Consider the following 10775-nt stretch of genomic DNA (forward strand, 5'->3'; position numbering starts at 1 on the left):
TCCTTCATCAACGCGATGGCCGAGGTCTGCGAGGCGGCCGGCGGCGACGTGGTCAAGCTGGCGGAGGCCATCGGGTACGACGAGCGGATCGGCGCCAGGTTCCTGCGCGCCGGGATCGGCTTCGGCGGCGGCTGCCTGCCGAAGGACATCCGGGCCTTCATGGCCCGCGCGGGCGAGCTCGGCGCCGACCAGGCGCTGACGTTCCTGCGGGAGATCGACTCCATCAACATGCGGCGCCGCGGCCAGATGGTCGGCATGGCCCGTGAGGCGCTCGGCGACGGCACGTTCCTCGGCAAGCGGGTCGCCGTGCTCGGCGCCGCGTTCAAGCCGGACTCGGACGACGTGCGGGACTCCCCCGCGCTGAACGTCGCGGGGCAGATCCACCTCCAGGGCGGGCAGGTCACCGTGTACGACCCGAAGGGCATGGACAACGCCCGCCGCGTCTTCCCGACGCTCGCGTACGCCGACAGCGCCCTGGAGGCCGTGCGGGGCGCGGACGTGGTGTTGCACCTGACCGAGTGGCGCGAGTTCCGCGAGGTCGATCCGGAGGAGCTGGGCCGGGTCGTGAACGCGAGGATCATCCTGGACGGCCGGAACGCCCTGGACGCCGACCTGTGGCGCGCGGCGGGCTGGACGTTCCGCGCGATGGGCCGCCCGCGCGCGTAGGGCTCCGCCCTCGGGGCCTCCCCCTCGGAGGGGTACCGGCCGGGGCCCGGCGGACGGACCCCGCCCGCCGTGCGGGGGTTCGCGCGGCGGGCGGGCGTACCGGGGGTCAGCCGTCGAGGTCGGCCAGGGTGGCGGTGGACGGACCCCGGCGGGCCGAGACGTCGCGGGCGACGGCCTCCGCATCGCGCAGGACGCGCACCGCGTTGCGCCAGGTCAGCTTGGACAGGTCCGCCCGGGACCAGCCGCGGGCGAGGAGCTCCGCGATCAGGTTCGGGTAGCCGGACACGTCCTGAAGCCCCTCCGGGGTGAAGGCCGTGCCGTCGAAGTCGCCGCCGATGCCGACGTGGTCGATGCCGGCGGCCTCCCGCATGTGGTCGAGGTGGTCGGCGACCGTGGCGACCGTGGCGACGGGGCGCGGGTTCGCCTCCTCGAAGGCGGCGTGCAGGCGCATCGCCTCCGGGCTGGTGTCCAGGTGGTGGAGGCCGTGGGCCCGGAGGTTCTCGTCCGCGCGGGCCGTCCACTCCACCGCCGCGGGCAGGATGAACTTCGGGACGAACGTGGCCATGGCGACGCCGCCGTTGGCGGGGAGGCGCTCCAGCACGTCGGCGGGGACGTTGCGCGGGTGGTCGCAGACGGCGCGGGACGACGAGTGGGAGAAGACCACCGGCGCCTCGCTCGTGTCCAGCGCGTCCCGCATCGTCGTCGCGGCGACGTGCGAGAGGTCCACCAGCATGCCCAGGCGGTTCATCTCCCGGACCACCTCGCGGCCGAACGCCGACAGGCCGCCGGCCGCCGGCTCGTCGGTCGCCGAGTCCGCCCACGCGACGTTGTCGTTGTGGGTGAGGGTCAGGTAGCGCACGCCCAGCGCGTACAGGGCGCGGAGCGTGGCGAGGGAGTCGTTAATGGAGTGGCCGCCCTCGGCGCCCTTCAGGGACGCGATGCGGCCCGCGGCGCGGGCGGCCTCCATGTCGTCGGCCGTCAGTGCGGGGGCCAGCTCCGCGGGGTGGCGGGCCAGCAGCCGGTCGACGCAGTCGATCTGCTCCAGCGTCGCGCTGACCGCGTCGTCGCCGGCCATGTCGCTGCGCACGTACACCGACCAGAACTGGGCGCCCACCCCGCCCGCGCGCAGGCGCGGCAGGTCGGTGTGGAGGCGGCCGGTCTGGTCGGCGGCCACGTCGAGGCGGTCCAGGTCGTACCCGGCCTGCTCGCGCAGCGCCCACGGCAGGTCGTTGTGCCCGTCGGCGACGGGGAACTCGGCGAGCAGCCCGCGGGCCGCCTCCAGGTCGCGGCCGCCGGACGCCGGGCCGCCGCCGGTCACTGCGCGAACCCGAAGGAGGCGGAGCCCTCGACCTTCGCCCGCAGGCGCTTGCCCTTCTCCGTGGCCTGGTCGTTCAGCTCCCGCTGGAACTCCTTCATCCGGGCCAGCAGGTCCGGGTCGTGCGCGGCGAGCATCCGCACCGCGAGCAGCCCGGCGTTGCGGGCGCCGGCGACGGAGACGGTGGCGACGGGGACGCCGGCCGGCATCTGCACGATGGAGAGCAGCGAGTCCATGCCGTCGAGGTGCTTCAGCGGCACCGGCACGCCGATCACCGGCAGCGGGGTGACGGAGGCGAGCATGCCGGGCAGGTGCGCGGCGCCGCCGGCGCCGGCGACGATCGCCTTCAGGCCGCGGTCGGCGGCCTGCTCGCCGTACGCGATCATCTCGTGCGGCATGCGGTGCGCGGAGACGACGTCGACCTCGTAGGGGATCTCGAACTCGTCGAGGGCCTGAGCGGCGCCCTCCATGACGGGCCAGTCGGAGTCGGAGCCCATGACGATGCCCACCAGCGGCCGGGGTGCGTTACTCAAGGATCGTTCCTCGCAGGTAGCCGGCGGCGTGGCGGGCGCGTTCCAGCACGTCGTCCAGGTCGTCGCCGTGGGTGTTGACGTGGCCCACCTTGCGGCCGGGCTTCACGTCCTTGCCGTACATGTGGATCTTGAGCTGCGGGTCGCGGGCCATGCAGTGCAGGTAGCCCTGGTACATGTCCGGGAAGTCGCCGCCGAGGACGTTCGCCATGACCGTCCAGCGGGCGCGCGGGCGCGGGTCGCCGAGGGGCAGGTCGAGGACGGCGCGGAGGTGGTTGGCGAACTGGGAGGTGACCGCGCCGTCCTGGGTCCAGTGGCCGGAGTTGTGCGGGCGCATCGCCAGTTCGTTGACGAGGACGCGGCCGTCGCGGGTCTCGAACAGCTCCACCGCGAGGTGGCCGATGACACCGAGCTCCTCCGCGATGCGCAGGGCGAGGCGCTGGGCCTCCAGGGCGCGCTCCTCGGGCAGGTCCGGCGCCGGGGCGATCACCGTGTCGCACACGCCGTCGACCTGCCGGGACTCGACGACCGGGTAGGCGACGGCCTGGCCGTGCGGGGAGCGGACGACGTTCGCCGCGAGTTCCCGTACGAAGTCGACCTTCTCCTCGGCGAGGACCGGCACGCCGGCGAGGAACGGGTCGCGGGCGTCCTCCTCGGAGCGGACGACCCACACGCCCTTGCCGTCGTACCCGCCGCGCACCGTCTTCAGGACGATCGGGAAACCCCCGCCCTCGGCGGCGAACGCCGCCGCGTCGGCCGGGTCCGCCACGATGCGGTGGCGGGGGCAGGGCGCGCCGATCGCGTCGAGCTTCGCCCGCATCACGCCCTTGTCCTGGGCGTGGACGAGGGCGTCGGGGCCCGGGCGGACGGGGATGCCGTCCGCCTCCAGGGCCCGCAGGTGCTCGGTCGGCACGTGCTCGTGGTCGAAGGTGATCACGTCGCAGCCGCGTGCGAAGTCGCGCAGCGTGTCCAGGTCGCGGTAGTCGCCGATGACGACGTCGTTCACGACCTGCGCAGCGGAGTCCTGCGGGGTGTCACTGAGAAGCCTGAATCTGATGCCGAGGGGGATGCCCGCCTCGTGGGTCATGCGGGCGAGCTGTCCGCCGCCGACCATGCCGACTACCGGGAATGTCACGCTCCCAGGGTATCCGCCGCCCGTCGCGGCACGTGAGGCGGCCGGTGGGCGCCGGGCGCCTCCGGCCGGTCCCGGTCCGGTCGTCCGCGCGTTCGGGCCGGGCGGTGGTTAGCATGGCGGGATGGACGTACACGGCCGGTGGACGGGACTGAAGCGATCATCATGACGGAACGGAGCGCCCCGCGGGTGCGCCTGGAGCGGCTCGTCCGGGAGATAGCGAAGTTCGGTCTCGTCGGCGGGATCGGCGTGCTGGTCAACATGGCGGCCTTCAACCTGCTGCGCCAGACCACCGAGCTGCCCGTCGTCCGGGCCAGCCTGCTCGCCACGGTCATCGCCATCGCCTGCAACTACGTCGGCTTCCGCCACTTCGCCTACCGGGACCGGGACAAGACGCGGCGCACCCGCGAGGCGACGCTGTTCCTCGCGTTCAGCGCGGCCGGGATGGTGATCGAGAACGGCATCCTGTACGCGGCGACGTACGGCTTCGGCTGGGACAGCCCGCTGCAGAACAACTTCTTCAAGTTCTTCGGCATCGGCGTCGGCACGCTCTTCCGCTTCTGGTCCTACCGCACGTGGGTGTTCCGGGCGCTCCCGGACGCCCGGGGGGAGGCGGAGGCCAGCGGCGACGCGGCGGGAGGGGGGCCGGCCGGACCGGCGGCGATCCTGGAGCAGCGGCGGCCGGAGGAGGCCGCCGCGCCGGCGAGCCGCCGCTGACGTCCGGCGGCGGGCCGCCTACCGGATCGGGCGGGACGCCGGGGCGTCGTCGCGGCGGACGGCCTCGCGGCTGAGGAAGAGCGCGAACACGGCGGGCTTCAGCTGGACGAGCTCCAGCCGGCCGCCGTCCGCCTCCGCGAGGTCGCGCGCCACGGCCAGGCCGATGCCCGTGGAGTTGTGGCCGCTGATGGCCCGCTCGAAGATCCGCGCGCCGAGGTCCTCGGGCACGCCCGGCCCCTCGTCGGCGACCTCGACGACGGCCTGGTTGCCGGTGACGCGGGTGCGCAGGGCCACCGTGCCGCCGCCGTGCATCAGCGAGTTCTCGATCAGGGCGGCCAGCACCTGGGCGACCGCGCCCGGGGTGCCGACGGCCCGCATCCCGGTCTTCCCCGACCGCACGATCGCCCGGCCCGCGCTGCGGTAGGCCGGCCGCCACTCCTCGATCTGCTGCTTGACGACCTCGTCGAGGTCGAAGGCGACCGCGGAGCCGGTGCGGGGGTCGCGGGAGTTGGTGAGCAGCCGCTGGACGACGTCCGTGAGCCGCTCGACCTGCGCGAGCGCGACCGTCGCCTCCTCGCGGACCGTGTCCAGGTCGTCGGTGACGGCGATCTCCTCCAGCCGCATCGACAGCGCGGTCAGCGGGGTGCGCAGCTGGTGGGAGGCGTCCGCGGCGAGCCGCCGCTCGGCGGTGAGCATCCGCGCGATCCGCTCGGCCGAGGCGTCCAGCACGTCCGCGACCCGGTCCAGTTCGGGCACCCCGTAGCGCCGGTGGCGGGGCCGGGGGTCCCCGGAGCCCAGCCGCTCGGCGGTCTCGGCGAGGTCGGTGAGCGGGGAGGCGAGCCGGTTGCCCTGCCGTACGGCGAGGAGGGCGGCGGCCACGACGGCGAGCAGCGCGACCGCGCCGATGATCAGCAGCGTGCGGCCGACCTCCCGGGCGACGGACGAGCGGGGCTCCTCGACGACGACCCTCTCGCCGTGCTCCCCCGTGGCCGTGCCGCGGATGACGCTGCCCTCCGGGCGGCTGCCGACCTCGACCGGGGCGCTGCCGGGCATCTCGATCCGGGCGTACCGCTCGGCGCCTCCGTGGCCGGAGAGGATGCCCGGGTCGACGCGCTCGCCGTCGACCAGGCGGCTGTCGACGATGCTGGCGAGCCTCAGTGCCTCCGAGTCGACGCTCTCCTGGGCGCTGCTGGTGATCGTCCGGGTCTCGACGATGACGAGGGAGACCCCGAAGACGGAGATGACGACCAGCACCACGGCGAGCGTGGAGCTGATCAGGCGGCGGCGCACGGCGGGTCCGCCTCAGCTCTTCTCGAAGCGGAAGCCGACCCCGCGCACGGTGGTGATGTAGCGCGGGTTGGCCGCGTCGTCGCCGAGCTTCTTGCGGAGCCAGGAGATGTGCATGTCGAGGGTCTTCGTCGACGACCACCAGGTGGTGTCCCAGACCTCGCGCATCAACTGGTCGCGGGTGACGACCCGGCCGGCGTCGCGGACGAGGACGCGCAGCAGGTCGAACTCCTTCGCGGTGAGCTGGAGCTCCTCGTCGCCCATCCAGGCGCGGTGCGACTCGACGTCGATGCGCACCCCGTGCGTCGCGGGCTGCGGGACGGGCTCGGCGGCGCCGCGCCGCAGCAGGGCCCGGACGCGGGCGAGCAGCTCGGCGAGCCGGAAGGGCTTGGTGACGTAGTCGTCGGCCCCGGCGTCGAGCCCGACCACGGTGTCGACCTCGTCGGCACGCGCGGTCAGGACGAGGATCGGCACCGTGTGCCCCTCGGAGCGCAGCCGGCGGGCGACCTCCAGGCCGTCCATGCCGGGCAGGCCCAGGTCGAGGACGACGAGGTCGACGCCGCCCCGCAGCCCCGTGTCGAGCGCGCCGGGCCCGTCCTGCCGCACCTCGACCTCGTACCCCTCGCGCCGCAGGGCGCGGGCCAGCGGGTCCGAGATGGAGGCGTCGTCCTCGGCGAGCAGCACACGGGTCATGCAGTGATGGTAGTCCGCACGGAGAGGGGGCCGTGAGGAGATCGCGTCAAGACCGCCGGCTCAGGAGTAACGGGGGGAATTTCGGGAATGACCTTGGATTGTGCGCGCAGGGCCTTGATAAGCCCTGTGATTCACCTCTCAAACCCTTCCATATACCCCGATGCCGTGGCGTAGGGTGTCGAGACGCCCGAAGTGGCGATCGGGACCTTTGGTGGCATTTCTCCCCCATACACCAAAGGTCTCTTTTCTGCCCGACGAAAAGTAATGGCCCCAGGCCCGGCTTCGCGGCGCGGCGTCCGGCGTGCGCGGCGAGGCGTGGACCCCGGCGCGGCGCCCGCCGTGCCGGTACCGGCCGCACCGGAGCGGGCGCGGGCCGCCCACGGAGGCGGTGCGCGTCCCGAAGCGAACAAGGATCGACATGGCGCCCAGCCTGACGAAGGATCCGGCGAACGAGCCCGCCGCCGGAAAGACCTTCTTCGGCCACCCCCGCGGTATGGCCACGCTCTTCATGACGGAATTGTGGGAGCGCTTCTCCTGGTACGGAATGCGCGCCATTCTCGTGCTGTACCTGGTGCACGGCGTCCTCGACGGACCGCTGCAGGACCGCGAGGCACTCGCCGCCTCGATCTACGGCGTCTACAACGCGGTCGTCTACATGGCGGCCATGCCCGGCGGCTGGATCGCCGACCGCCTGTGGGGCGCCCGCAAGGCCGTCCTCGTCGGCGGCGTGATCATCGCCCTGGGCCACTACACCCTGGCCGTCCCCGGCGACGTGGCCTTCTTCCTGGGCCTCGGGCTGATCGCGGTCGGCACCGGCCTGCTCAAGCCGAACATCTCCGCGATGGTCGGCGGGCTCTACGAGGGCCAGCCGGGAGCCCGCCGCGACGCCGGCTTCACCCTCTTCTACATGGCGATCAACATCGGCGGGATGATCGCCCCGCTGGTCGTCGGCTACCTCGGCGAGAACGTCGACTGGCACCTGGGCTTCGCCGTCGCCGGTGTCGGCATGACGCTGGCCGTCATCCAGTACGTGCTGGGCGGCAAGTACCTCGGTGACGTCGGCAGCGAGCCCGCCACCCCGGCCACGCCGGAGGAGAGGTGCTCGGTGCTGCGCAAGGCCGGCCTGTGGACGGCCGTCGCCGTCGCCGCCCTCCTCGCCGACATCCTGCTGGGCACGTTCGACATCGAGCACATCGTCAACGTCCTGGCGATCGCGGGCATCGTCGTGCCGATCCTCTACTTCCTGGCGATCTTCCGGAACCCGGCGCTGCGGAGCGAGGACCGCCCGAAGATCAAGGCGTTCGTGTGGTTCTTCGCCACGGCCGTGCTGTTCTGGGTCATCTACGACCAGTCCGGGTCGCTGCTGACGTTCTTCGCCGACAACAAGACCGACCGCGTCATCGGCGGCTGGGAGTTCCCGGCGTCCTGGTACCAGTCGGTCAACCCGGCCCTCATCATCGTGCTGGCCCCGCTCTTCGCCGCGCTGTGGGTGCGGCTCGCCCAGCGGAACCGCGAGCCCGGCACCCCGATGAAGTTCGCGCTGGCGATGCTGCTCATCGGCGGCTCCTTCGCCATCATGGGCCTGGCGGGCGCCGCCGCGGCCTCCAGCGACACCGGCAAGGTCACGGTCTTCTGGCTGCTGAGCGTCTACCTGGTGCAGACCATCGGCGAGATGTGCCTGTCCCCGGTGGGTCTGTCCCTGTCGACGAAGCTGGCGCCGAAGGTGTTCGTCGGCCAGATCATGGGCCTGTGGTTCCTGGCCACCGCGACGGGCAACGCCCTGAACGGCTGGGTGACCCAGCTCAACGCCGTGCTGGGCGACGCCGCGTACTACACGATGTGGGCGGTCATCGCCGCCGCCGCGGGCGTCACGTTCATGATCGCCTCGAAGCGGATCGGCAAGCTGATGGGCGACGTGAAGTAGGCCGCTCGCGGCGCGGCGCCGCGACGACGGCGGACGGGCCGGTACGAAGCAGTTCGTACCGGCCCGTCCGCCGTTCCTCTCGCCTCGGTCGCGCGGCCCCGTTCCTCAGGGACGCGGCCCCGTGCGCGCTGCGCGCCGGAGGCCGCCCGGTGGGGCGCTACGCCGGCGCGGCCAGCTCCGCCCAGACCGTCTTCCCGGGGGCTCCCTGCGTCTTCACGACACCCCAGTCCAGGCAGAGGCGCTGCACGATGAACATGCCGTGCCCGCCGGGCCGGCCGGCGCGGNGGGGGGTGCGCGGCGCGGGCTCCCCGGCGCTGCGGTCCTCGACCTCCAGGCGCAGCACCTTCGACTGGAGGGAGACCCGCAGCTCCTCGGGGCCCTCGGCGTGGAGGCAGGCGTTGGTGACGAGCTCGGAGACGACCAGCAGGACGTCCTCGGCGGCGGCGCGGCGGTCGGCCGTGGCGGCGGGGAGCCAGCCCCAGTCGTACAGCGCCTGACGGGTGAAGTCGCGGGCGAGCGGAACGATGCCGCTCGCGCCGTCCAGCGAGAGACGGCGCGTCTCATGGCGCGCCCCCCGCCCTCCGGGCGCGTCGTCAGGGGCCGCGCGCTGTACGGAGGGGGCGCCGGGACGGTCCGGCTCGGAGCCGAGGCCGCTCGGCGGTTGCTGCTGGGCGGCACCCATCAGCGCGTCACCTCACCGATTCACCAGGTCGTCATGTGTCGACGTCGACATCGTTTGCTAAGGAGTGGCATCCCCCCGGCAGCCCACCACGGGGACTTCTGGCTTCTTCTGCCCGTCCCTTCCCGGACGACACCCACCAGATCGGCCGAGGCCGATCCGTGGCGCCGGTACGCCGCTCTACTGGGCCAGGGCCGCTTCCAGGGAGTCGTGGACCTCGAAGACCACGGACGCGCCGGTGATCTCGAAGACCCGGGCCACGGCGGGCCGCATCGCGACCAGATGGACCGAGCCTCCGGCGGCCTCGGCCTTCAACCGCGCGCCGAGGAGCACGTTCAGCCCCGTCGAGTCGCAGAACTCCAACTCCGAGCAGTCGACCACCAGGCGTGCGCAGCCCTGGGTGATCGCCGTCTCCAAAGGCTCACGCAGCAGCTCCGCAGTGTGGTGATCGAGCTCACCCACCGGCGTCAGGATCTCACTGGAACCTTCCGTCCGGACCCCTACACGAAGCCGGCCCTGATTCGCGCTGCCGACCGTCTCGCGGCCCATTCCGCCCCTCTTCGCCGATGCCGTTGGGTCGGGAGAACCCTACGACGAATTCGCCTCCGCGGGTAGTCGGAGGCCGCCGCAAAGGGTATATGAGGGATAAATGACATTCACCCCCGCCACTTGCACCGGCACAGGCGGAGCGGGTAGGGCTAGTAGGGCAGTCCACGACACGGCCGGCTTCGGAGGCGCCGCACACCGCACACACGCACGGCATCGGCGGCCACATGCCGAGAACGATGGAGGACACCCATGTCAGCCCGGCTCGACGAGACGCGTACCCAGAACGCGGCGTCGGCAACATCCCCCCGCGGAATTCTCCCGTCCGGCCTTCCGGACCTCCCCTCGATCCCTCCGTACGACGAGGTCGGGCCCCTGGACGCGCGAGCGCTCTCCAAGACGCTCTTCGCCCGGCTCGAGACCCTGGAGGAGGGCACCCCCGAGCACGCGTACGTCCGCGGCACCCTGATCGAGCTGAACCTCGCGCTGGTGAAGTTCGCGGCCTCCCGCTTCCGGACGCGCAGCGAACCGATGGAGGACATCGTCCAGGTCGGCACCATCGGCCTGATCAAGGCGATCGACCGCTTCGAGCTGAGCCGCGAGGTCGAGTTCCCGACCTTCGCGATGCCGACGATCATCGGTGAGATCAAGCGGTTCTTCCGCGACACCTCCTGGTCGGTGCGCGTTCCGCGCCGCCTCCAGGAGCTGCGGCTCGACCTGGCGAGGGCCGGCGACGAACTGGCCCAGGAGCTGGACCGCTCCCCCACCGTCGGGGAACTCGCCGAGAGGCTCGGCATCGACGAGGACGAGGTCGTCGAGGGCATGGCGGCGAGCAACGCCTACACCGCCAGCTCCCTGGACGCCCAGGCCGAGGAGGACGACTCCGAGGGCGCCCTGGTGGACCGGATCGGCTACGAGGACCACGGGCTCGAGGGCGTGGAGTACATCGAGTCCCTGAAGCCGCTGATCGCGTCGCTGTCGCCGAGGGACCGCGAGATCCTCTCGCTGCGGTTCGTCGGCGGGCTCACCCAGGCGCAGATCGGCGAGCGGCTGGACATCTCGCAGATGCACGTGTCCCGGCTGCTCTCGCGCACGCTGGCGAAGCTCCGCAAGGGCCTGACCCTGGAGGAGTGACCCGCCCCCGCCCGGGGGCCCCTTGGGTTCGAGGGGCCCTCGGGCGTGTCCGCGTGCGGGGGGCCGGGCACGTGCGGGAGGCCGGTCCGCCCCCGGGTCCGCGCGAGGCGCTCCCGCGTGCCGGGGGGAGCCGGGCCGGGACGGCGTCCGGA

The 10775-nt window shown here is 72.7% G+C and carries 11 protein-coding genes and 1 pseudogene; 4 read left to right on the forward strand and 8 right to left on the reverse strand.

The window, feature by feature from the left end; translation table 11 throughout:
• A partial coding sequence (locus MW084_RS10800) for a UDP binding domain-containing protein (RefSeq protein WP_275563566.1) occupies positions 1 to 666 on the forward strand: 666 nt, incomplete at its 5' end.
• A gap of 106 nt (positions 667 to 772) precedes the next feature.
• Here the strand turns inward: MW084_RS10800 and MW084_RS10805 are convergent.
• From MW084_RS10805 to MW084_RS10815, 3 genes are read right to left on the reverse strand one after another with little or no spacing between them, the layout of a single operon-like run.
• Positions 773 to 1984: a dipeptidase gene (locus MW084_RS10805; protein WP_010472618.1), complete on the reverse strand. Its 1212-nt coding sequence runs from the start codon at positions 1982 to 1984 to the stop codon at positions 773 to 775.
• The gene (purE, locus tag MW084_RS10810; RefSeq protein WP_372499308.1) at positions 1981 to 2478 is read right to left on the reverse strand and encodes a 5-(carboxyamino)imidazole ribonucleotide mutase; all 498 of its coding nucleotides are present in this window, start codon (positions 2476 to 2478) and stop codon (positions 1981 to 1983) included. The genes MW084_RS10805 and purE overlap by 4 nt, the downstream gene beginning before the upstream one ends.
• A 28-nt stretch (positions 2479 to 2506) precedes the next feature.
• Positions 2507 to 3646 (reverse strand): 5-(carboxyamino)imidazole ribonucleotide synthase, encoded by a 1140-nt coding sequence (locus tag MW084_RS10815; protein ID WP_029553642.1) that lies wholly within the window; start codon positions 3644 to 3646, stop codon positions 2507 to 2509.
• A 162-nt stretch (positions 3647 to 3808) separates the two neighbouring features.
• On the opposite strand from MW084_RS10815, the gene MW084_RS10820 reads away from it, so the two are divergent.
• Entirely contained in the window at positions 3809 to 4360 is a 552-nt protein-coding gene (locus MW084_RS10820) for a GtrA family protein (RefSeq protein WP_010472612.1), read from the forward strand.
• Positions 4361 to 4378: 18 nt separating this feature from the next.
• On the opposite strand, the gene MW084_RS10825 is transcribed toward MW084_RS10820, so the two are convergent.
• Both MW084_RS10825 and MW084_RS10830 read right to left on the reverse strand, forming a co-directional pair.
• The gene (locus tag MW084_RS10825) at positions 4379 to 5650 is read right to left on the reverse strand and encodes an ATP-binding protein (RefSeq protein WP_010472611.1); all 1272 of its coding nucleotides are present in this window, start codon (positions 5648 to 5650) and stop codon (positions 4379 to 4381) included.
• Positions 5651 to 5662: 12 nt separating this feature from the next.
• Complete coding sequence (locus MW084_RS10830; RefSeq protein WP_010472609.1) at positions 5663 to 6340, reverse strand: response regulator transcription factor; 678 nt, start codon at positions 6338 to 6340, stop codon at positions 5663 to 5665.
• A gap of 418 nt (positions 6341 to 6758) precedes the next feature.
• Here MW084_RS10830 and MW084_RS10835 point away from each other — a divergent pair, with 418 nt between their 5' ends.
• Complete coding sequence (locus tag MW084_RS10835; RefSeq protein ID WP_010472607.1) at positions 6759 to 8264, forward strand: peptide MFS transporter; 1506 nt, start codon at positions 6759 to 6761, stop codon at positions 8262 to 8264.
• A gap of 157 nt (positions 8265 to 8421) precedes the next feature.
• Here MW084_RS10835 and MW084_RS10840 read toward each other — a convergent pair.
• From MW084_RS10840 to MW084_RS10850, 3 genes and pseudogenes are all read right to left on the reverse strand, one after another.
• Positions 8422 to 8548, reverse strand: a 127-nt coding sequence (locus MW084_RS10840; RefSeq protein WP_476718377.1) for an ATP-binding protein, incomplete at its 5' end; no start/stop codon positions are given.
• Between the two features lies 1 nt (position 8549).
• A pseudogene (locus tag MW084_RS10845) lies at positions 8550 to 8946 on the reverse strand (ATP-binding protein); the annotation flags it as partial.
• Between the two features lie 177 nt (positions 8947 to 9123).
• Complete coding sequence (locus MW084_RS10850) at positions 9124 to 9492, reverse strand: STAS domain-containing protein (RefSeq protein ID WP_010472603.1); 369 nt, start codon at positions 9490 to 9492, stop codon at positions 9124 to 9126.
• A gap of 249 nt (positions 9493 to 9741) precedes the next feature.
• On the opposite strand from MW084_RS10850, the gene MW084_RS10855 reads away from it, so the two are divergent.
• The gene (locus tag MW084_RS10855; RefSeq protein WP_010472602.1) at positions 9742 to 10623 is read left to right on the forward strand and encodes an RNA polymerase sigma factor SigF; all 882 of its coding nucleotides are present in this window, start codon (positions 9742 to 9744) and stop codon (positions 10621 to 10623) included.
• Positions 10624 to 10775 lie beyond the last annotated feature (152 nt).

Origin of the sequence: Streptomyces sudanensis (assembly GCF_023614315.1) — a bacterium.
In the GTDB taxonomy this organism is placed as follows: Bacteria; Actinomycetota; Actinomycetes; order Streptomycetales; family Streptomycetaceae; genus Streptomyces; species Streptomyces sudanensis.

Bases quoted from the DNA above. Each gene is read 5' to 3' on its own strand.
- MW084_RS10855 (WP_010472602.1), top strand. From the start codon at position 9,742: ATGTCAGCCCGGCTCGACGAGACGCGTACCCAGAACGCGGCGTCGGCA.
- MW084_RS10830 (WP_010472609.1), bottom strand. From the start codon at position 6,340: ATGACCCGTGTGCTGCTCGCCGAGGACGACGCCTCCATCTCGGACCCG.
- MW084_RS10835 (WP_010472607.1), top strand. From the start codon at position 6,759: ATGGCGCCCAGCCTGACGAAGGATCCGGCGAACGAGCCCGCCGCCGGA.
- MW084_RS10820 (WP_010472612.1), top strand. From the start codon at position 3,809: ATGACGGAACGGAGCGCCCCGCGGGTGCGCCTGGAGCGGCTCGTCCGG.
- MW084_RS10850 (WP_010472603.1), bottom strand. From the start codon at position 9,492: ATGGGCCGCGAGACGGTCGGCAGCGCGAATCAGGGCCGGCTTCGTGTA.
- purE (WP_372499308.1), bottom strand. From the start codon at position 2,478: ATGGGCTCCGACTCCGACTGGCCCGTCATGGAGGGCGCCGCTCAGGCC.